Raw genomic sequence first — 21319 nt, 5'->3', positions numbered from 1 at the left:
CAGGTAGAGCACGGCATGCGTGCAAGGGTGGAGCCGGACACTAACAGTGGGGCGGGCGAGCGTCAAAATACAGATGAGCGGTTTTTTCCTGCGAATGCAGTCGCCGTTGTGAAAAAGCCTGATTGGAACCAAACAGAGAGGATGCCCACTAGACGGGGGTGATGAATTTTGTTTGGGAGTATTGCCATGCGTACGGAATTGAAAGCCCTTTTCAAGTTACAGCATGATCTGGTGGAACGCTTGAAGAGGTCGGCCCAGGAACCGCCTCCACCCGTCTTGCTGCACTATCAACCATTGCAACCGACTTCGATGCAGTTCGATGTGTCCCTTAGCGATGGCAAGGTGCAGTCTGATAAGACACTGATTGGGCGTGATATCGCCCGCCACCTCAACCAGCCCAATAAACACTATGTGGCTGATGGTCCTTCGACAGCAGGTACGCCTACGTTGCGGATGAAGGATGAGCGCCAGTATGTGTTTCACATCCAGTCCACGCCGGCTGTCGCCGCAGTGTTCAAAAGCAGCCTCCCGGATACAACTGGCGGCGCTGGCGATAGTCCGGGGGGCGCGCACGTAGGGAGCGTGAGCGCTGTTCAGACTACAGCGGATGGCCAGCAGTTTCGCCTGGATGGCCAGCGACTGTTTCGCTTTGAACCTCTCACACTTTCCTGGATGCCCGATGCGGATAACCGAGCCTTCAGCCGCCTAGGCCTGACCCATGATGGGCAACTGTTGAAGACACCTTTGAGTTTCGAAGACAGTGATACGCAAGGTCATACTACGGTGCTGCTGAGGCAAGGCGATGATGCCTCTTATGTGCATATTCTGGGAAACAGCCCACAAGCGGTGCGCCTGGTCGATGAGACCGGACTGCCTGTGCAGCTCACTCGTATCGGGTTGTCGGGAAACACCTTGCATGGTGCGACCACGGACGGTGAGTGGATCCGGGCAGACCTACGCATGGCGCGCGATGGCAAGCTGCCGATCGTTCGGTTACCCATCGAGTCGCTGGAGCGGGCATTGAAGGGCGCGATCAGTGTCGAAGGCTTCTTTCATGATGATCAAGGGCAACTCAATGCCAAGGTGCGAGACGCACGCCAGCAATTGCACAGTGTGCCCTTGAGTGACGCAAACGACCTTCGCCCGCAGTGGAACCTCAGCGACGTGTTGGTCAAGGGCATTGAGAAAGGCCTGCCCCTGCCCAGCCAGCAGGCACTGGCGGCGGCGGTCGATCTTGGACAGCGAGGCAAGGTTGCACTGGATGCCGGCAACCTGCTGACCTGGGACGCGGCGGAGCAGCGTTGGCAAGACACCGCGCAACCCGGTGTCGAGCATCTGGAGCGCGGGTTGGACGGCCGTGCCTATGTGGTGCAGGAGGGGCAACTGAAGGCGGTGACCATCAGTAAAGTGCGCGATCCGCTGATTGAGGGGGCCAGCCATAATTTGGCCGCGCTTCCCGCGCCGCGCCCGCATGTGTCTGTTGACGAAGTACTCGCAGGGGATACTCAGCAGCGCGTCACTGGGTTTGCTGTCGCTGACGGGCGTAATTTTGTCACTGCCGACCAGAACAACCAGCTTCAGGTCCATCACGATGGGGGCGCCTGGCCGCTACACGCATCACCTTCGATTGACATAAAGACGCTTAACCTGGATCACGCGGGCAATCTGTATGCACACACCCAGGGCGGAGAACTGTTCAGGTTGGATCGCGAGGCCTGGCAGGGCAACACCGCGAGCATGCAGCACTGGAGCAGAGTTGAACTTCCGGATCGCCAACCGCTGGAGTCCTTGCGAATGGGGGCGGATAAGCACTTGGTTGCTGGGTGGAACAAGCAGTTCTACCGACTGGACAACGCCAGCGCGACTGCAATGGAGTGGGGCGCGGTGCAATCGACAACCTCGGCGCCTTCGTTAGCCGGCACGTTGGCGAGTCAGCAAATGCGCGCGCAGTTTCCCGGAGGGGCACTGACCGTCGGCAGTAATGTCATGGGGCAGTCCCGTGAGGGTGTACCGCTCAAGCGTGATTTTTTTCAAGGGATCAGCGCACACTTTCATCCCCTGGAGGCCCTCAGCCAAAAGGCCAAAGGCGCTCAGCAGCGTTTCACTGGCCGCAAGGGGTTGGAGGGCATCTACGCTGACCATCAGCGACTGCATCAGCAACTCCATCCTCTCGCGCAGAGCAGGCCGGTTTCAGCTGAATTGAATAGGCGACTCACCGCGTTGAGCGAGCCAGGGCCGCGGCAGGCGCTGGCCGGACAGATTCGCCAGGCGCTGACGCAGGTAGAGGAGAGTAGCCAGTCAAGCGCGCGCCGCTTGGGCGACACTCACGGTGTAGCATTTGACCCAAAGCCCACATTGAGCCGGGCGGAAATAAACCCTGGTTCGACGCTTCATCAGCTCCATGAAGCGTTCAGGAGAATCTCTCCCTCGCCGGAAAAACCGACCGCCGCGTTGTTGGCCAACTTTGAGGGGCAGGGCTTGACGCTTCCCGCGCCCAAGCCCGGGGGCAAGCGGGACCTTAATCACCCCTCGGCATTGATCGAAGGCGACCTGATCCATCATGCGAATACGCTCAAGCAATTGACGGACCTGGTACAGGCACTCGACGCGACGTCAGGCCTTAGCCCAAGCGGCCTGGCGCGCATAGAAACGTCTCTGCAGGATGTCATGCAAGCGTTCAAGGACAGCCCTGTACACACATTGGCCAGTCAAGGTATTGCCAGTTACGAGCAGGCCGAATCCTTGTATGGCAACTTCAAGCTCTTGGCCAAGGACCTTGGAACACCCGGCTCTGCGCTTCACTGGCATCTTTCGGGACTGCTGGGGTTGCCTACGGATGCTCCCATCAAAGAGGCGATGACGCAGCAAGTGCAACAACTGGACAGTGGCCAGACCCTTTCCCCGAGCCGAACCCAAGGTATAAGCCTGGGGTTGATGGTGACAGGGATAAAGCCAGTAGCCCCCGTGGAGTTTTTCCTGGGCGCCTCCATGTCCCATACTCATGGGGTGAGTATCAGCCGTACCGACAAAGGTGCTCGGGTTGAAATCAATTCGGATGACATGCGGCGGCTGGCCGGCTCGGTTGCCTCGGGTGTGACGTTGGGACGAGGATCAGACGCAGTGACGCCAGGGTTGAGGGTCGCTGCGGAGCTGACCGCAGCGGTCGCTAAAAATACCGGGACGAACATCGCCTTCGACGTGAAGGAGGCTGACTTTGGCAAAATGATGTCGATCCTTACTGCCGAGACTGGAACCGTCTATGACTTGCTGGGGCTGGGCGAGGAGCATGCGACGGGCAAGAGTTCGAAGCTCAGTGGCGACTTGAACCTGGACGCACTCGCCCAATTGCGCCTGATGTACAGCCCGCAGGAAAACATTGCTGAGCTGGACTCAGTGATCCGTGCAGGCGTTGGTGGGGTGGCTAACCTCAATCTTTTTCATAAGGATAAGAGTCAGTCCGCCACGGGCACTGCTACGGGCACCCGCCACAATACGGCAGCCAGTGCACAGTTCCTCAGACAGGGTGGTGTGGGGGCCAATATCGCCCCCCTCAATGCATTGGCGTTGGTCGGGGCGCAAAGCGGTGGGCCCAGCATGGCGGTGTTTGCATTGCCGGAACTGTCGGTCATGGTGAAGTTTGATCGCGGTGAATCGCAGGCCTTCAGTTTTTCTTTCAAGCACCCTCAACCGGTGACTCAGTCGCAGATTGATGACCTCAAGCGCAGCGTGTCGCTTTACTCGCCGACGTTCAGGCGGGAGCTGGCGGCGACCGAGCTGTCGGGGGGCACAGTGGATCAACAGATCGTTGCTCTGCGGCAGTTCCTTGCGACTCATCCGTCCACTGCGACGAAAGCGGACGTCTACCACGCGATCTGCCAATCACTGGATAAGCTGATTCTCCAGCAAGACCTGGCAAAGAATGGGCTGCGCCAACTGGCGTCGGTTGATTCATCGGTCACCCGTGTCGGGTTGCGGGACGATGGCCGCCATGCCTGGCTGGATGACGTGGCGCCGGCCAACAAAGCGGCGATCGAGCAGTGGTTGAGGGATGACCCACAATTTGCCCAGGTGCTCGATCAGTTGCAGCGTGGCGAGGGCACTTCGGTAACGCTTGGCATGGAACTCAAGCCCGAGATCCTGCGAACGATAGAGCGCAGTCACCTTGCCGGTGAAAGTACCGAGCCGCTGATCAGGCGCGCACTGAGCGATCGCAACAATCTGCGGGTCAAAAACATGAGCCTTAGCTATACCGCCACCCAGTCCCATGGCATGTCGATACCGGCTATGACGAACCTCAGCTTTTCCAGCAGTGCTGGCCTGAGTCATTCCCAGAAGCGCGTCAATGCAGACCTTGAATATGGGCTGGACCCCGATAAGCCATTGCGGATGAACCTGAACGACACACTGGGTAGTCTGCCGAGCCCTGATCTGACGATTGACCTGGGAGACCTGCGCGTGAGGACACAAGGCCGGTCAGCGAACTGAAGTTATTCATGAAATGTGGGTGTATTGAATGTAGGGTGCTGCGCTAGCAGGTGGCGCCACTGCATTCGAAACCAGGGGGTAAAGTGTGCTGCCGGATCTGACAGCTGGGCTGAGACTTCTGCGCGGGTCAGCCACTCGACCTCGCTGACCTCTTCGGCGGTCGGGAAGATCATCGCGTCAGATTGAGCAATCAACACATGGCATAATTCATGTTCCGCACCGATCACACCAAAGCGCGCATGGTATTCAAAACTGTAAAGGAAGCGGCAGGAGGCAGAGACCCCCAGTTCTTCGCGCAGACGACGAGACGCCGCATCCAGAACAGTCTCGCCAGGTACCGGATGGCTGCAGCAGGCATTCGACCAGAAACCAGGCCACAGCATTTTACCTGCGGCACGGCGCTGGATCAGATGGCGTCCGGCACTGTCGATCAGGTGAACCGAAAATGCGCGATGCAGCTGCCCCGCTCCCAGGTGTGCGTCGCGTTTGCAACATACACCGATCTGACGATCTTGTTCATCGACTAAAACCACATTGTCAGTCATCACGTGTCCTCTTTCTTGCAGTTGCGACTGTCTACCCTCGCTCGGGCACTTGTCCCCAGGCGCTGATGAATGTCAACGCGGCCTCGGTGAAGGTCGAGGAGGCGCGCAGCCTGGCCATGGCATCCAGGTCATCCTGAGTGAGTAGCCCGAGCTTGAGCAGCGTCGGCCCGGCTTGTGCTGTGGTTGACGCCCAGAAGGCATCAGCCGGGCTGTCATCGCCGATTCGGCCTTCGAGAGTGCGATGTCCGATAAATGAGAGACCCCGCTCTCTTAGCCGGTCGGGGAGTACACCCGAATGCCAGGTATGTCGGTAAGAAAGCGGGTGTCAATGTCAGTGGCGATGACCGTCGCGTCGGGGTAACGCTTGCTCAGCCAGCCGGCGAATGATCCGGCGCCAGCGCCGAGGTCAAGAATGGCCGGGTTATCCGGAAGAGGCAGCAGGCCAAAGACTGTTCGGCTCAACGGGTCAAAGGCACGCTCCAGGGTGCGTAGCCGCATCAATTGGCCAGCGTGCTGATCACCGAGATAGCTGTTGGTGTAGCCGGGCTCCTCGGCTGAGTCAATGGTGCTCATAGTGCGACCTCCAGCCGATGTCCGCTAGAACAGATACCAGGTTGAAGCGCTCACCACAGACCACGTCTTTGGCAATCGAGTGGATATCGTTCGTCCAGGTGATGATATCGGCAGCGTGCTCGCGGAGTGTGCTCCACCATTCGATGGTGTCTGAGTGCTCGTAGGGGTCGAGCATTTTTGCCGCATCGATGAGATCAAAGAAGAACAGTGCCCCGAACGAATCCCGTCGCAACGGCAGATATTCGGCCAGCGTGATTGCCGTTCCTGTGTCCCGCATTTTTACCAGCATCGCCTGCGCACGCAGATGTCGCAGTAAATGCTGTACGACTCTATGCCGCCAACGTTCGTTACCCCAGCTCCGTGTCCGTGACCATAGGTCATCAACCAGGACACTGAGCATTGGGTCATCAAATCGGCCGATTTCATGCGGCGGATCGACACAGTCGTTCTCGGTTATTGCCTGTACCGCTGTGACGAAACGCTCCAGGACGCCATTTTCTGCCCAGGGCCCATCATCGATTCGGTCATCGAGTATTAGCGCCCACAGGTACCAGCACACGAGGGTTTCGGCCTGGTGTGTGGGAGCCTGCCCGCACAGTGCCATTCCGAGGTCGAGCAATGCTGTGGTGCTTAGCCGGTGCGCCCCTCGGCGGCCGATCAGACCGTATCGTTGCGCCCAGGCGAGGGCATGTTCCCGCAACTGAGGGCTGTCGGCGCGCGGCGGCGGACTCGAGAACGGAAGCGGTATCTCGGGAATGATCAGCGGTGGTATCGGCATGAAGCCCCCCCTGAGTTATTTGTCATATGACATCCTTGTTTCACATTCAAGCAACCTCCACTAGGGGGGCGTTCAGGCCGCGCGGCTGTATTCCTGCGATGCGGATCATGCTCGGAAGTAAATGTTCTTGGATGTCAGGTATTTCGGAGAGGGGCGAGGGAAACCCCGCACAACTGAAGGGGACGCGGTGTTTCAGCGCTCGCGGTTAACCCCATTGCAGCCGGGTCATGAGCGTACCTGGGTTGATGTTTGGGGGAGGGCATTCAGGAGGCAGCGCTGTCAGCGCTAGGGTCTTTTGAAACGGTAGAAACAAGAAAGCCCGCACGAGGCGGGCTTCTTGAGGTGATTCATAGACTGCTGTAGACATCTATGGATCGGTACTTGGTGGCTACACAGGGACTTGAACCCCGGACCCCAGCATTATGAATGCTATGCTCTAACCAACTGAGCTATGTAGCCAAGTGGCGCGCATTATTCGCGTAGAACGGGAATGCGTCAAGTGTTTATTTTGAATTTTTATCTACGCTTTCAACTGTTTAAGCGAAATCAGCGGATCTGGCGACGAGTGGATCACTCTTCGCCCTGCCGAATGCCCCGCAAAACTTGATCGCGTTGAGCAGATATCCCTGCCGCTCAACGCGTCCAATGACGCTAGGGATGTTTCGGGTTGTGCGTGGCCCGCTTAAGCTGTTCGCGTGCTCGTGACAGGCGTGAACGCACGGTGCCGATAGGAATGTCCAACGCGTCGGCTGTGTCCTGATAGCTGCCGTCGGTTTCCAGTGAGGCGTACAGCGTCTTGCGCATTTCCATTGGCAGATGGTCGATAGCGCTCAGGGTTTTTTCCAGGCGACGGTTTACCTCGAACTCCCAATCCAGATTGTGGTTGTCTTCCTGGCCATGCCAGAGCGACTCATCAAACTCGCAATGCACGGGCTTGGCGTACAAGCGCCTGAAGTGATTGCGGATCAGGTTTTGCGCGATACCACACATCCACGTGCTGAGCGTGGCATTGCCGCTGAAACGCTCTCGGTTGCGCCAGGCTTCCAGATACGTCAACTGCAGAAGATCATCCGCATCCTCTGGGTTGAGTACGCGCTTGTGAATGAAGCGCCGAAGTTTTTTTTGCTGGTCGTCTGTCAGGTGAAGCATGAATTGAGGCGAGCTGCCAACGAGGTGCGCTAAAGCTTCAATAGGGATATTCATGATTGTTTCCTTGGTGTAGACGCAGTCGAAAAGGTGTCGACGGGAACCCCTTTTGCACTGGCTATGCCAAGACGGTTTTTTATGTAATTCGCTGATTTATAACGATAAATATCTTGAAATGGTGTGGTTTTGCGCAGGACCTTGCATAGAGCCGTTGAGGTGCGTGCAAGTCTTTTCAAATTTTTCGTGACATTCGACTTGATGGAACCGTTTGAGCTGGCCTTGCCACACAGGGAAACACTCTTCTTGTTCAGGTCTGTCCATGAAAGTCGAATCTTCCCCGGATGTGCAAACGGTCCAGCAGTTGGATAAACCTGCTGTCAGCCAGGCATCCACGCCGGCGCCAGTTCCCGGCTTGGATGAGCTCGCTCACCTGTTCAGCCTGGAAGTGCAAAACAACAGCCAGCCCTTGAGTCAGCGGAAGATGAGCGTGCGCGTGCCTCCGGTCGAACAGCTTGCGCAAATTTATGATCAGTTGGGGCACCCTGCCCAGGCGAGCCTTGCGAGCCTTTCGCGCCGCATCCGCTTGCAATTGCTGCAGCATCCCCATGTCGACAAATTGCTGGAGCTGGCTGGCGGGGACCCCGCGCGTGCATTCGTGGTACTTAAATATGTGGCAACCCAGGCAGACGCTGAAGTGCGCTCATCGGAAGCAGCGTTGGCCCGTGATGCCATCGCCAAGTTGGAGGTCCGCTTCAAAGGGCAGATCCAGGCAGGCCTGAACATTGCCTTGGCGCTGCAGGCGGGCAGTGCAGATCCACAGGAGCGCCAGGCGCTGCGTGCGCTCTACTACGCCAGTGTGGTCACACGCCAATCGTTGGCGACGATGATGCAGGCGCTGTTGGGGGTGTATGGCGGCGAACGGCTTGCCGACGGGCTCAATATGATGCGCAAGGCTCTGGCGGATGACATCGCGGCCAAGGTGTCCTCACTCCCTACGCCGCTGTTGCGTTCCCTGTTGCAAGGCCTGCAAAGCTGCGGACAGTTGAGCGGCGTGTTCTCCGGTTGCAATGCCCTGCTCCAACGCCTGGGTATCGATCATGATGCAGTGAGCCTGTTGCAACGCCTGCTGGGTTACGCAGGCGCAGGTATCGCTGCTGCTGAAATCTTGCGGCTTGGAAGCGACTTGTCAGGTAGTTCGAACGTCCAGCAATTGTTGGCCCTCAATGCGCTTTATCCCCTGGTCCAGCAATTGCCTCTGGCGATATGGCTCGACGGTCGAGTACGCGAAGAAACCCTGCGTGGTTTCCTGACGGTGATTGGGGAGCTGGATCGGATGACGCGTGGCCCTGCGCGTTTTCCGGGTGAGCTGGGGATCATGGCGTGACTGCACTTTCGGCCATCAACGGCTTTTTGCTTAAGGTCGCGCAACGCGCAGAAGTACTGGGCGCCGTGGTGGTGATGGCCATCGTCTTCATCTTTATCGTGCCGCTGCCTACCTGGTTGGTGGACATCCTGATCGCGCTCAACATCTGCATCTCATGCCTGTTGATCGTGCTGGCGCTGTACCTGCCGGGCCCCCTGGCGTTTTCATCGTTTCCGTCAATCCTTCTGCTGACCACCATGTTCCGCCTGTCTCTGTCGATTGCCACGACGCGCTTGATTTTGCTGGAGCAGGACGCCGGTCATATCGTCGAGGCCTTTGGTAATTTTGTGGTTGGCGGTAACCTCGCCGTGGGGATGGTGATCTTCCTGATCCTGACCTTAGTCAACTTCCTGGTGATCACCAAGGGTTCGGAGCGGGTGGCCGAAGTGGCGGCGCGTTTCAGCCTGGACGCGATGCCCGGCAAGCAGATGTCCATCGACAGCGACTTGCGGGCCGGCTTGATTGACGGCATGCAAGCGCGGGACAAACGGGAGCAGTTGTCCCGTGAGAGTCAGTTGTTCGGCGCCATGGATGGCGCGATGAAGTTCGTCAAAGGTGATGCTGTCGCGGGCTTGATCATTGTTGTGGTGAACTTGCTAGGTGGTTTTTCCACCGGCATGTTTCAGCACGGCTTGAGCGCTTCCGAGTCCATTACGTTGTACTCGGTATTGACCATCGGCGACGGCCTGATCGCACAGATCCCGGCGCTGCTGATCTCCCTCACCGCCGGCATGATCATCACCCGTGTAGCGCCGGACGGACGCAAGGGCGCCAGCAACATGGGCGCTGAAATTGCCCGGCAAATGACCAGCGAACCCAAGAGTTGGATGATCGCCTCGGTGGGAATGCTCGCCTTTGCGGCGGTGCCCGGCATGCCCACGTTGGTGTTTTTCCTGATCGCACTGGTAACCGGCAGCCTGGGGTACTACCTGATGCGCCAGCGTCAACGGCGGGAGCAACCCGAAGCTGAAACCACTGAAGCGGTGCGCCCCGAAGAGAACGGCCGTGAGGACTTGCGTGGGTTTGATCCGTCGAGACCCTACCTGTTGCAATTCTCCCCGGTGTTACGGGGCACGCCGGAGGTGACTGATCTTGTTCACTCGATTCGCCAGGCCCGAAATGCAATGGTGGCCAATATCGGCCTGACGCTGCCTCCTTTCGAAGTGGAACTCGATGATTCGCTCGCCGACGACGAAATGCGCTTCTGTGTCCACGAAGTACCGATGGTCAAGGCATCGGTTGTCAGCCATGTGGCGGTTGAGCGTAAAGCGCTGACGGTTGAGCCTGCGCACGCCATTCCGGGGCTGGCAGAGCGCGATGAACAGGATTGGCTCTGGCTGGCGCCGGATGATCCGCTGCTGGATGATCCGCAGTTGGAGCGCTTCACCTCAGCGAGCCTGATCGTCGAGCGGATGAAGCAGGCAATGATGCTCAGCGGGCCGCAGTTCCTGGGGATCCAGGAGAGCAAGTCGATCCTCAGTTGGCTGGAGCACAACCAACCGGAACTGGTCCAGGAGCTACAGCGGATCATGCCGCTGTCGCGGTTTTCGGCGGTACTGCAACGCCTGGCCAGCGAGGGTGTGCCGTTGCGCGCCGTACGGCTGATTGTCGAGTCGCTGATCGAGTATGGACAGCATGAACGTGAGCCAGACGCGCTGGCCGACTACGCGCGTATTGCGCTCAAGGCGCAGATTTACCATCAGTGCAGCGAAGCCGACGGCCTGCATGCCTGGCTGCTGTCGCCGCAGACTGAAAACATCCTGCGTGAGGCGCTGCGCCAGACCCAGACCGGGGTGTTCTTCGCCCTTGATGACGAACACAGCGCAGCGTTGGTCAGCCTGCTCAATCAAGCCTTTCCCGTACGGCCCAAGCTCAAGAGCGTGATGCTGGTCGCACAGGACTTGCGCAGCCCGCTGCGCGCGCTGTTGCTGGAAGAATTCAACCACGTGCCGGTGCTGTCTTTTGCTGAGCTGGGCAGCGCCTCCAAGGTCAAGGTGCTGGGGCGCTTCGACCTGGGCCAGGACGAATTGATGCGCGGTGCGGTGGCATGAAGACTTGGCTATGTCCATCCCGGAGGGCTCACTGATGTTCGAATTGCGAGTGCTTGATGGGCGACATCAGGGGGCTGCGCTGCCCTTGTTCGGGGAGCAGTGGAGCATCGGTGCCCACGCCGATGCTGACTTGGTGCTGAACGACCCTGGCATCGCTGAGCAGCATGCCCGGCTGCGGCTCATGGACTCGAACTGGTCGGTGCAGGCTGAGGCCGGGTTGCTGCAGAATGTTGATGGTCAGGTGCTGGCACAGATTGCGCACCTGGCGCTGAACGTCACGTTTTCGGTGGCGAACGTGCGGCTGTGCGTCACCTTTGCCGATGAACCTTGGCCCCAGTCTCCAGGCCCTGCACCGGCCGTGTCGGCACGGGGCAGTGAGCCGGTACCGGTGCCGGTGCTCAAGTTATCGGCGATCTCGCACGCTCAGCAGAAGCGTCTGATCACGCTGGTGCTGGTGGTGACGGTGATCTTCATTGTGGTGGGCATGGCGTCCACCGGGAAGCCTGAAGCCCAGGCATCCCTGATGCCGCCTGTGGTGAAAAAGCACGAGCTGGCCTCGCCGTTCGAGGTCCGCCAGCAGCTGTTGAAGATGCTCGGCGAACGTGAATTGAGCCAGCGCGTCAGTTTGCAGGTGATCAATGGACAGGTCGCGCTCAGTGGGGATGTCTCGCAGGATGAGGTTGAATTGGTCGCACGCATGCTCAGCCGTTTTGGCGAGCAGTTCGACAGCGCGGTACCGGTAATCAGCCGCGTGCGCGCGCGCGATGGAGCGTTGCCATTCAAGATCGTGCAGATCGTGGGCGGGCCCAATGGCCACGTGGTCCTGGAGGAGGGCAGCCGACTGTTTGTCGGGGATGAAGTGGATGGCCTGCGCCTGGTGCTGATTGATAACAGCAAGGTGGTATTCGATGGCGTACAGCGCTATGAGGTGCGCTGGTGAGTGCGCAATTGCAAGCACGCCTGGAGGCCTGGCAGCAGCGTCAAGTCCAGTCGCTGGCCACCTTCGCGCCGGTGACGATGCGGGGGCGCATCCAGCGCGTCAATGGCATGTTGCTGCAGTGTCGGCTGCCCCAAGCGCGTATCGGTGACTTGTGCCGGGTCGAGAAAAAGCCGGGCGACTACATGCTGGCCGAGATCATCGGTTTTGATCAGCAGGACGCGGTGCTAAGCGCCTTGGGCAACCTGGAGGGTGTGCAGGTGGGCGCGGGCGTCGAGCGCCTTGGCGTCTCGCATCGGGTGCAGGTCAGCGAGGCATTGCTGGGCCAAGTGCTGGATGGTTTCGGGCGGCCGATCACGGGAGAAGGCCCCGGTGCGTTTGTCGAGGCTGATTTGCCGGACACCAGTGCGGTGTTGTGCGAGGCACCGCTGCCCACTGAGCGCCCGCGCATCAACCGCGCGCTGGCCACCGGCGTGCGGTCGATCGACGGCCTGCTGACGCTGGGTGAAGGTCAGCGCGTGGGCCTGTTCGCCGGAGCAGGTTGCGGCAAGACCACCCTATTGGCCGAGATCGCCCGTAACGTGGAGTGCGATGTCATCGTGTTCGGTCTGATCGGCGAGCGGGGCAGGGAACTGCGCGAGTTCCTCGATCATGAGCTCGATGAGCAACTGCGTTCCAAGGCCGTACTGGTGTGCGCCACATCCGACCGATCCAGTATGGAGCGAGCCCGAGCGGCCTTCACGGCGACGGCGCTGGCTGAAGGTTATCGGCGCAAGGGGCTGCGTGTGTTGCTGCTGATTGACTCCCTGACCCGGTTCGCCAGGGCCCAGCGCGAAATCGGCCTTGCCGCCGGCGAACCCCTTGGCCGCGGCGGTCTGCCGCCTTCGGTATACAGCCTGCTACCGCGTCTTGTGGAGCGTGCCGGGTTGACCCGTGAAGGTGTGATCACGGCGATCTACACCGTGCTGATCGAGCAGGACTCCATGAACGATCCGGTGGCTGATGAAGTCCGCTCGCTACTCGACGGTCACATCGTGCTGTCTCGTAAGTTGGCTGAGCGTGGTCACTATCCCGCAGTGGATGTGTTGGCAAGTCTGTCGCGGATTTTGAGCAACGTCGCCGAGCCTGCGGACATCCAGGCGGGTACGGCGTTGCGACGCTTGTTGTCGGCGTATCAGCAGATCGAACTGATGCTCAAGCTGGGGGAGTACCAGCCCGGTAGCGATGCCTTGACCGATCTGGCCGTGGACAGTCGCCAGGCTGTGGACAATTTCTTGCGCCAGGACTTGCGTGAGCCTGCGCCGATGGCTGTGACGCTGGAACAACTCAAGGAGCTGACCGCCTATGTCCCATTCTGAAGGGCTGCTTGGCGAAGTCGAGACGCTGCGACGCCTGCGACGGCACCGGGCAGACCGGGCCGAGCGCGTCTTGCGTGAGGCTAAGCGGGCCCAGCAGGCCCTGCTTGCCAATATCCGTCAGGCCGAGGATGCGCTTGAGCAGACCCGACGCGAGGAAGCCGAGCGAAGCGCCCAGTTGCTCAGCCAGCACCAGGGGCAGGTATTGAACATGCAGGCGCTGAAGTCCTGGGGCGCGCAGGAGCGCTCGTTGTCTGCCACGACTCGCCGGGGCATGGGGCAATTGGAAGCCTTGCAGGGCCAGCAGGAAGAAAAACAGACCTGCGTCGGCAGGGCTCAGAAACAGGTCACCGCCTGCCTGCGACAGGTGGAAAAACTCAAGGAGTTATCTCTTTTACTGGCGCAGGAGCCGACATGACGCAGGTTTCAGATAAACCCGCCGAGCGTCCCCGACCGCGTGACGCGCGAGAAGAGCGAGAGCCGGGAATGGCAGGCGTTGTACCCACGGAGCTGACGCGATTGTTTTCCCAGTTGTGGGCTGATGACGGTGAAGGTTCTGGTGCCGGGACTCAGTTGTCGGGAACCAAGGCGTCGGGCGGTGCTGCGATGATCGAGGCGCTGTCCGAGCAATTGGCACCTCGTATGCAGGCCGCTTCGCAGTGGCCGCTTCAAGCGGTGCTGTACCTGCCTCGCCTGGGGCGCATCAACGCCAGTGTGCGCCGTGAACAGAGCGCCTGGAGCATCGAGCTTGAAGCGCAAGAGGATGAGACGGCGCGCTGGCTCAATGGCGTGCGGCAAGAGCTTGAAAACCGGTTTACACAAACGTTGGGGCAGACGGTCAGCCTGCTGCTTCCCTCTGTCGGGTCGGCATGATGATTCCGGCGGTGCCGTTGCCGCGGGTCAGTGGCGATGTGGTTGCTGCACGTCGTCGTCTCGGACGCGGCTTGCGCCTGTCGTTCGACGTTGCGGGGCAGCGTGGAGAGCTGTCGCTCGAACCGGGTCGTGCGCCCAATGGGGAGCAATCATTGTGCTTTGAAACGGCACGCGGGGTGCTGGCATTGGCCGAGGCGGGCCCCCTGCTCAGTCTGCTGGGTGAATGTCCGGTGACCTTGGCCAAGGCGGGCAACGATCCGGACTCCTGGTTCTGGGCGTTGTTCCAGCACCACCTAAGCCCGCAGGTACAAGCGCTGCTGGGTCATGTGCGACTGCTGGAGGTCGATCGCCCCAAGGGTTTTGGTTGCCGACTCAGCGTGACGCTGGGGGCATCCCGGGCGATGGGCTACCTGTGGCTGACGGCAGTGAACTTCCTCGCGTTGTGTGATGCCGGAGCGTGGCGCCGCAATGCCGCGCCGTTGCCAGCGTCGTTTCAACTGGCAATTGCCGTGACCCTTGGGCGCCTGCAACTGCCGATTGCACAAGCGCGCAGCCTGCGCGTTGGTGATGTGCTGATATTGGAACAGAGTTTTTTCCAGGCCCAGGGCGCTGGCCATGTACAGGTTGGCAGGCAGCGACTGCATGGGCGCATTGACGATGACACAGGCGTGTTACGTCTGACACTGACTTCAATTGAGGGCACATCCGTGGATGAAGAATTTACCCCTCCCCACTACTCGGGGTATGACGAAGATGAGCCGGTATTGGACGTATTCGGCCATGAGCCCTTTGATGAGTTGAGCATGGCACTGAACATACGCTGCGGAACGCTGAACCTCACCCTGGGCGATTTGCGCAGCCTCGCGCCCGGGGCCGTATTGGGCATCGCTGGTTACGCTCCCGGTATGGCTGGCCTCTATTACGGTGACCGGCCGATCGGCCTGGGGCAGTTGGTTGAGATCGACGGGCGCCTGGGCTTGCAGCTGTCCCGCGTGATGTTCGGCGGATGATGTTTCAAGGGCTGGACCCCTTAGTTCTCGCGGTGTTTCTGGCGGCATTGTCATTGATGCCCATGTTGTTGATCGTCTGCACAGCGTTCTTGAAAATTGTGATTGTGTTGATGATCACCCGTAACGCCATAGGCGTGCAGCAGGTGCCGCCCAGCATGGCCATCAATGGCATCGCGTTGGCGGCCACGCTGTTTATCATGGCGCCGGTAGGGTATGAAATCGCGGAGAGTATCAAGGTTTCACCCCTTGACTTGAGCAGCGTGCAAACGCTTCTGCAGACGGGAAATGAGGCCATCAAACCCCTACGTGCCTTCATGCTGCGCAACATTGACCCGGATGTACTGACACACCTTTTGGAGAATGCCAAGCGCTTATGGCCTGCGCAGATGGCTCAGGAGGTACAGCGCGAAGACCTCATCCTGCTGATTCCGGCGTTCGTTTTATCGCAGTTGCAGGCGGGGTTTGAGATCGGCTTTCTGATCTACATTCCCTTCATCGTCATCGACTTGATTGTCTCCAACTTGTTGTTGGCGCTGGGCATGCAAATGGTTTCGCCGATGACCATTTCCCTGCCGCTCAAGCTGTTGTTGTTCGTGATGGTGTCCGGTTGGTCGCGGTTGCTCGACAGTCTTTTCCTTTCCTATCTCTGAGTGCCCTATGGAACCTATCGTGCTGTTCAAGCAGGGCATGTTGCTGGTGGTGCTGCTGACGGCGCCGCCGTTGATCGTGGCAGTAGTGGTGGGGGTGCTGACGTCCCTGGTGCAGGCGTTGATGCAGATACAGGACCAGACACTGCCCTTTGGTATCAAGTTGGTGGCGGTGGGCGTCACGCTGATCATGACGGGCCGTTGGATTGGTGTGGAGTTGATCCAATTGATCAACCTGACCTTTGAAATGATCGGCCGCTCGGCGCTGAACTGAGGTCCTGCTCATGTTGGTCTATCTCGAATACCTACCCAGCCTGGTGATCGGCATGGCACGCATCTACCCCTGCGGCATCCTGGTGGCGGCGTTCTGCTTTCAACACATACGCGGTATGCCGCGGCACACTCTGGTGATGGTCATGGCGTTGATGCCCGCGCCGGGTATTCATGCCGCATTGGCGGGCGTGGATTACTCCGCGCTAATGCTGGCTGCGTTGGTACTCAAGGAGGTGGCACTGGGTATCTTACTGGGGGTGCTTCTGGCAATGCCGTTCTGGATGTTCGAGTCAGTGGGGGCACTGTTGGACAACCAGCGCGGCGCCTTGGCAGGTGGGCAACTCAACCCTTCACTGGGGCCGGATGCGACACCAATCGGGCACTTGTTCAAGCAATTGGCGATTTTCCTGCTGATAACCAGTCTCGGGTTGGGCACGTTGACCCAAGTGATCTGGGACAGTTACCTGATCTGGCCGCCCACCCTGTGGTTTCCGCTCCCTGCGGCGAATGGCATCGGTGTGTTCGTCGACCTGCTTGGCGATACCTTCACCCACATGCTGCTCTATGCCGCGCCCTTTATTGCGGTGTTGTTGTTGCTGGAGTTCGGCATTGCACTGTTGGGGGTCTACAGCCAGCAGTTACAAGTGAGTACCCTGGCGCCACCGGTCAAGAGCCTGGCGGGCATTGGCATTCTGCTGTTGTACTTTGCGCTGTTGGAGGATCTGATCGTTGGGCGCATGAGCCTGCTGGGCGATCTTAAACATTCATTGGGCGTTTTGTTCAAGGTCGCGGTGCCATGAGTGATTCCGGCGAAAAAAAGCACCCGGCGTCCGCCAAGAAACTGCGGGACCAACGCAAGAAAGGCCAGGTCGCCCAGAGCCAGGATGTCGCAAAACTGCTGGCGTTGACGGCGATCAGTGAAATCGCCTTGTTCACCGCCGAAACCAGTCTGCAACGCTTCCAGCAATTGATGCTGTTGCCGATGTCACGTCTGAATCAGCCCTTCACGCGCGCACTGGAAGAGGTGCTGTTCGACGGGCTGGGGGTGTTCTTCTCCTTCGCCCTGTTGATGGTCGGGGTTGCGATTACTACCAAGCTGATCAGCAGTTGGATGCAGTTCGGGCTGCTGTTTGCGCCGGAAGCCCTGAAGATGGATTTCAATCGTCTCAACCCCGTGAGCCAGGTCAAGCAGATGTTTTCTGCGCAGCAGTTGATGAACCTGTTGATGAGCGTGGCGAAAGCATTCCTTATCGGTTTGATCCTGTATGTGGTGATCCGGCCCTCGATCGGCACGCTGATCAACCTGGCCAACAGTGACCTGCAAAGCTACATCGTGGCGTTGATCGCGCTGTTCCGTCATCTGTTGCATGTGTGCCTTGGCATGCTGCTAGTGCTGGCGCTTGTCGACTTGACCCTGACCAAGCACTTTTTTGCCAAGCGCATGCGCATGACTCAAGTGGAGGTCGTCAAAGAGTACAAGGACATGGAGGGTGACCCTCATGTGAAGGGGCAGCGCCGTTCGTTGGCGTACCAGTTGGCCCAGGAAGAACCTAAGGTCAAGCTGCCCAAGTTGGAGGAGTCCGACATGTTGGTGGTCAACCCAACGCACTTTGCTGTCGCGCTGTATTACCGACCGGGTAAGACACCGCTGCCGATGTTGGTGAGCAAAGGCACGGACGATGAAGCCCGCACATTGATCCGCCGTGCCAAGGCGGCCGACGTACCGGTGATCCAGTGTGTATGGCTGGCGCGCACGCTTTACACGAAAAAACTGGGCGCCAGCATCCCTCGTGAAACCTTGCAGGCCGTGGCGCTGATTTACCGGACCTTGCGCGAGCTCGACGATGAGGCCAAGCGCGAAACCCTGGAACTGCCCGAGCTTGAGCGGCGTTGATCACCTGTCCAAGGCTTGCAGCGTGGCCAGCGACAGCATCCGGCTGAGGATCCTGTCGAGCGTGCTGGCAGTTGCCGGCAGTGCGTGCCAGATCACCAGGGTGTTCTGGGCGTCGAGGTAAATAAAGCAGCCATCGAATGCCAACGCTTGCTCAAAGCGTCGCTCCAGCACGCGCTGCAATTGCCCGGCCTGCAACGCTTCGCGAGCGACGTGCAGGGCAAGTCCCGGGCAATTTCCAGCGTTCAGTGCGCCTACCTTGATACCGGGCGCGAGGGACAGGTGAGCGGCGGTGCCGCTCACCAGGTCGTCCAGGAATGCCTGGCGTTGATCATCGGGCATACCTGGAAGCTTCACCGTTCCAGCGACACTGTCTGGTAATCCGGCCGCTCGCCGGCGGGCCCAGGTTCGACGCGCATCTGCGGCGGCCACCAGATCACCATCTTGCCCTGGGTCGATTGTGGGCGTGAGCATGAATCACCTTTGCAGGTGGGTGTACAACCGGCGAGGTGCAGGACTGCGAAGATCAGGGTGACGTACAACAAGCTGTGTTTCATGGCGTGGCCTTCCGGGCTGGAGTGATCAATGAGGGGCGGGGCACACTGAGGTGTTCGTCCTTCACCACCGGACGCATGGCGATAAACACCTCGGCTTCTTCGCCTGGCTTGAGCCAGGCGCGCGGCCACACGGTGACCGCCAGGGTCTGCGAGTTGCTGCACTCTTTTTCGTCGATACGTACGTTGCGCTTGAACTGGTTGCGCAACACCACGACCGCCACGTTGTAATGCGGGCCTGCGTACCACTGGCTGCGGTCGGTATTAAGCGCCAGTAAGTCACGGGTGCTGCACAAGCTGTTCAGTCCCAGAGGCATCGGCGCCGAGTTGAACGCTTTGGGCACTTCCCCGCTGACCATACGTGCCAGGGTGCTGATGATGTCACTGCGCTTGATCACCGGTTCGTGCGGTGAAATCCGCCTGGCCAGCGGTGTGAGGGCGGCTTGCAACTCGGCCTGGTCGGCCTGCGGCAAATAGCGAGACGGGTCGTCCTGGTCCCCGATAACGCGGGGTGTGAGGATAAACAGGCGTTCACGTCGATTGTTCTGGCGCTCCGTCGAGGAAAACAGCGCCTTGCCCAGCAGGGGAATATCTCCCAGCAGGGGAATCTTTCTTTGTTTGTCTGTGCTTTCGGTGACATGGAAACCGCCGACCACCAGCGAGCGCTTTTCCGCCATCACGGCTTGTGTACTGACCTTGCCCCGGCGTACATCAAGGTGGTTGGGGTCAGGGTTGGTCGCGTCGAAATTGCCATCTTCAATGTCCACTGCCAAATGGATCTGGTGAACGCCGCGGCTGGTGGTGACCCTGGGCACGACCTGAAAGCTGGTGCCCACGGTGACGGGTAAAATGGTTGCGTTTTCGCTGCCGGGAGTGAGGTATTGGGTGCGGTTGAAATCGATCACCGCCGGTTGGTTTTCCAGGGTCAGCACCGATGGGTTCGACACCATGGTTGCCAGTCCCTTCTCTTCCAGCGCGCGGATATCGGCGTAGAAACGATCGCGGTTTTCAATCGACAACTGCGACGATGTGCCGGGTGCCATGTTGACGCCGCCTCGGAAGCGGCTGTTCTGGAAACCCCAGTTCACCCCGAATTCGCGCAATTGCGTACGCTCGATGTCGAGAATGATCGCGTCGATTTCGATCAACTTTCGCGCAACGTCGAGTTGGGTGATCAGTTCGCGGTACATCGCCTGGCGTTCCGGCAGGTCATAGATGAGCACGGCGTTATTGCGCACATCGGCTTCGACGCGGATCCGGCTGGCGGGTACCGGTGCTCGCGGCGTCAACGCGGGTGCTGCGTCCACTGGCCCGGTGTTGCCCTGTGTACCGAGCATTTGGCCCAGCAGCGGGTTGCCCAGTCGCGGCACATTGGGCGTGAGAGGCGCGGGTTGGGATGATGGGCGTGGATTCAGCCCCGTGAGCGTAGAGGCAGAGCGTGGTTCCAGCAGCCCGCGTAAAATGCTGGCGACACCGGGAATGTTGAGTTTTTCTCCGCGGTAATCCACCTGGCGGTCCGTCGCATTGGCAAACTTCAACGGGTAACTCAACACGCTCTGTTTTTCATCCGGTGAGCGGCGCTGGCTGCTGAACTGCTTGATCTGTTCGATATAGCGCTTGGGGCCGGAGACGAGTACGACCCCGTCTTCGGGCAACTCGCCCCAACCGAAACGGCTATCGAGCAGTCCGATATCGGTCAGCGCCTGCTTGAGGTCGGAAATCGTCTCTGATGAGACCTCCAGGCGTGCTGACTCCTGCTGATCCAGCGTGCTGATGTAGAGCGTGTTGTTGTAGAGGTACCACTGGAAACGGTGTTCGACACCTAGTCTGTCCAGCAGTGACTGTGGGGTGTTCGCGCGGATCTTGCCGTTGACGTCCCCCTCCAGCAGGCCCTCGATTTGCAATTGCGTGCCAAAGGTCTGGGCGAAGTCTTCGAGGACTTCGCGTAGTGGTTTGTGTTCGGCCTCATAGGCGTAGGCGGTGTTTTTCCATTCCGGGGGAATGGCGGCCAGGACGCTTTGCGCAGGTATCAGCAACCAGGGGAGTGTGAGCAGGCAACGCCAGGGGGCAAGCCTTGACGATGTTCCGGGCAAGGCAGTAGGCATGCGGTTATAGCTGTGGGTCTTGTTGTACATAGAGTTCTCTGGTTAATACGACAGCGAACGTAACGAAGTAGGTTTGGATTGATGAGCCGGCAGGGCAAGGCGCGCGAACGTCGAGCGCCACGTGTCGCGTTGGTTGAGCAGGGCTTCGAGGCTGTTGAGCAACGACGTCTCGTGCGGGTCTGTGCGCAGGCATTGGACCAACCAGAGCGCGCCACTGTCAGGCGCTTGGGCAAGCGAGCCTTGAAAGTGATTCAGGCTGACCGCACCCAGTCGCAGCCAACAGTGCAACGGTGCGTGATCCGGCCGACAGGACGTCAGTTGAACGCAGATCAACACGGCGTCGCCGTGACGTTTCAGGATGATTTCATCGTTGTTCTCGAGGGCGAGCATCTGTTCTGAGTCGCCGCCCAACCAGTCAATAAGTTGATCTTCCAACTTATGGCACACCGTCTAGTGCGGTTTTGAACAGCATGTGGTTGACCCGGCTGTGCTCGTTGAACGCCCAATCGGAGTGATGCCTTTTAAACATGCTCTCGTAAAACATCAGCATGTCCTCTGAGGTCTCCGCAGGGGACTGTTCGAAGGTTTTATAACGCAGGGTGTCAGCCTTAACTTGGCCCAGAAGCTCACGTTTGAAGCCGTTATAGAAGTCCATGATTCTCTCCTGATAGAC

The 21319-nt window shown here is 59.3% G+C and carries 21 protein-coding genes and 1 tRNA gene; 12 read left to right on the top strand and 10 right to left on the bottom strand.

Translation table 11 applies throughout. The features are described from left to right. Positions 1-186 precede the first annotated feature (186 nt). Complete coding sequence (locus EJ576_RS12990; protein WP_126570477.1) at positions 187-4485, top strand: AvrE-family type 3 secretion system effector; 4299 nt, start codon at positions 187-189, stop codon at positions 4483-4485. Between the two features lie 2 nt (positions 4486-4487). Here the strand turns inward: EJ576_RS12990 and idi are convergent, their stop codons facing one another. From idi to EJ576_RS12965, 5 genes are all read right to left on the bottom strand, one after another. Then, positions 4488-5030, bottom strand: coding sequence for an isopentenyl-diphosphate Delta-isomerase (idi, locus tag EJ576_RS12985; protein WP_122723656.1), 543 nt, complete (start codon positions 5028-5030; stop codon positions 4488-4490). Between the two features lie 270 nt (positions 5031-5300). Further along, positions 5301-5603, bottom strand: coding sequence for a class I SAM-dependent methyltransferase (locus EJ576_RS30015; RefSeq protein WP_240037299.1), 303 nt, complete (start codon positions 5601-5603; stop codon positions 5301-5303). Beyond that, a complete protein-coding gene (locus tag EJ576_RS12975; RefSeq protein ID WP_256656603.1) occupies positions 5590-6381 on the bottom strand; it encodes a terpene synthase family protein in 792 nt (263 codons plus the stop codon). Before EJ576_RS12975 ends, EJ576_RS30015 begins: the two co-directional genes overlap by 14 nt. A 382-nt stretch (positions 6382-6763) precedes the next feature. After that, a tRNA-Met gene (locus EJ576_RS12970) sits at positions 6764-6840 on the bottom strand. 192 nt (positions 6841-7032) lie between these two features. After that, positions 7033-7584: an RNA polymerase sigma factor gene (locus EJ576_RS12965; protein ID WP_028618724.1), complete on the bottom strand. Its 552-nt coding sequence runs from the start codon at positions 7582-7584 to the stop codon at positions 7033-7035. 262 nt (positions 7585-7846) lie between these two features. On the opposite strand from EJ576_RS12965, the gene sctW reads away from it, so the two are divergent. The 11 genes from sctW to sctU are packed head-to-tail and all read left to right on the top strand — an operon-like array spanning position 7847 to position 17990. Then, positions 7847-8911 (top strand): type III secretion system gatekeeper subunit SctW, encoded by a 1065-nt coding sequence (gene sctW / locus EJ576_RS12960; RefSeq protein WP_122723657.1) that lies wholly within the window; start codon positions 7847-7849, stop codon positions 8909-8911. Further along, positions 8908-11001, top strand: coding sequence for a type III secretion system export apparatus subunit SctV (gene sctV / locus EJ576_RS12955; protein ID WP_126570476.1), 2094 nt, complete (start codon positions 8908-8910; stop codon positions 10999-11001). Before sctW ends, sctV begins: the two co-directional genes overlap by 4 nt. A 34-nt stretch (positions 11002-11035) precedes the next feature. Further along, positions 11036-11941: an FHA domain-containing protein gene (locus EJ576_RS12950; protein WP_126570475.1), complete on the top strand. Its 906-nt coding sequence runs from the start codon at positions 11036-11038 to the stop codon at positions 11939-11941. After that, entirely contained in the window at positions 11938-13296 is a 1359-nt protein-coding gene (locus tag EJ576_RS12945; protein WP_123478032.1) for a FliI/YscN family ATPase, read from the top strand. The genes EJ576_RS12950 and EJ576_RS12945 overlap by 4 nt, the downstream gene beginning before the upstream one ends. Then, positions 13283-13711 (top strand): YscO family type III secretion system apparatus protein, encoded by a 429-nt coding sequence (locus tag EJ576_RS12940; RefSeq protein WP_126570474.1) that lies wholly within the window; start codon positions 13283-13285, stop codon positions 13709-13711. The genes EJ576_RS12945 and EJ576_RS12940 overlap by 14 nt, the downstream gene beginning before the upstream one ends. After that, a complete protein-coding gene (locus tag EJ576_RS12935; protein ID WP_126570473.1) occupies positions 13708-14166 on the top strand; it encodes a type III secretion system HrpP C-terminal domain-containing protein in 459 nt (152 codons plus the stop codon). Before EJ576_RS12940 ends, EJ576_RS12935 begins: the two co-directional genes overlap by 4 nt. After that, entirely contained in the window at positions 14163-15176 is a 1014-nt protein-coding gene (locus EJ576_RS12930; RefSeq protein WP_126570472.1) for a FliM/FliN family flagellar motor switch protein, read from the top strand. Before EJ576_RS12935 ends, EJ576_RS12930 begins: the two co-directional genes overlap by 4 nt. Continuing rightward, positions 15173-15826: a type III secretion system export apparatus subunit SctR gene (gene sctR / locus EJ576_RS12925; protein ID WP_126570471.1), complete on the top strand. Its 654-nt coding sequence runs from the start codon at positions 15173-15175 to the stop codon at positions 15824-15826. The genes EJ576_RS12930 and sctR overlap by 4 nt, the downstream gene beginning before the upstream one ends. Positions 15827-15833: 7 nt before the next feature. Further along, complete coding sequence (gene sctS, locus EJ576_RS12920) at positions 15834-16097, top strand: type III secretion system export apparatus subunit SctS (protein WP_028618733.1); 264 nt, start codon at positions 15834-15836, stop codon at positions 16095-16097. A gap of 10 nt (positions 16098-16107) precedes the next feature. Further along, entirely contained in the window at positions 16108-16896 is a 789-nt protein-coding gene (gene sctT, locus EJ576_RS12915) for a type III secretion system export apparatus subunit SctT (protein WP_123478042.1), read from the top strand. Continuing rightward, on the top strand, positions 16893-17990 hold the full coding sequence (sctU, locus tag EJ576_RS12910) for a type III secretion system export apparatus subunit SctU (protein WP_126570470.1): 1098 nt from the start codon (positions 16893-16895) through the stop codon (positions 17988-17990). Before sctT ends, sctU begins: the two co-directional genes overlap by 4 nt. Here the strand turns inward: sctU and EJ576_RS12905 are convergent, their stop codons facing one another. The 5 genes from EJ576_RS12905 to EJ576_RS12885 are packed head-to-tail and all read right to left on the bottom strand — an operon-like array spanning position 17991 to position 21301. Then, on the bottom strand, positions 17991-18329 hold the full coding sequence (locus EJ576_RS12905) for a transcriptional regulator (RefSeq protein WP_126570469.1): 339 nt from the start codon (positions 18327-18329) through the stop codon (positions 17991-17993). An 11-nt stretch (positions 18330-18340) separates the two neighbouring features. Then, positions 18341-18544: an HrpT family type III secretion system protein gene (gene hrpT, locus EJ576_RS12900; RefSeq protein WP_123478047.1), complete on the bottom strand. Its 204-nt coding sequence runs from the start codon at positions 18542-18544 to the stop codon at positions 18341-18343. Continuing rightward, positions 18541-20676, bottom strand: a complete 2136-nt coding sequence (sctC, locus tag EJ576_RS12895) for a type III secretion system outer membrane ring subunit SctC (RefSeq protein ID WP_126570468.1) — start codon at positions 20674-20676, stop codon at positions 18541-18543. Before sctC ends, hrpT begins: the two co-directional genes overlap by 4 nt. A 12-nt stretch (positions 20677-20688) precedes the next feature. Beyond that, positions 20689-21081 (bottom strand): type III secretion protein, encoded by a 393-nt coding sequence (locus EJ576_RS12890; protein WP_256656602.1) that lies wholly within the window; start codon positions 21079-21081, stop codon positions 20689-20691. A 1-nt stretch (position 21082) separates the two neighbouring features. Further along, positions 21083-21301, bottom strand: coding sequence for a hypothetical protein (locus EJ576_RS12885; protein WP_123478051.1), 219 nt, complete (start codon positions 21299-21301; stop codon positions 21083-21085). Positions 21302-21319 lie beyond the last annotated feature (18 nt).

It is taken from the genome of Pseudomonas sp. C 49-2, assembly GCF_003970195.1.
In the GTDB taxonomy this organism is placed as follows: domain Bacteria; phylum Pseudomonadota; class Gammaproteobacteria; order Pseudomonadales; family Pseudomonadaceae; genus Aquipseudomonas; species Aquipseudomonas canadensis.
This window is presented reverse-complemented; position numbering and strand designations above follow the sequence as displayed.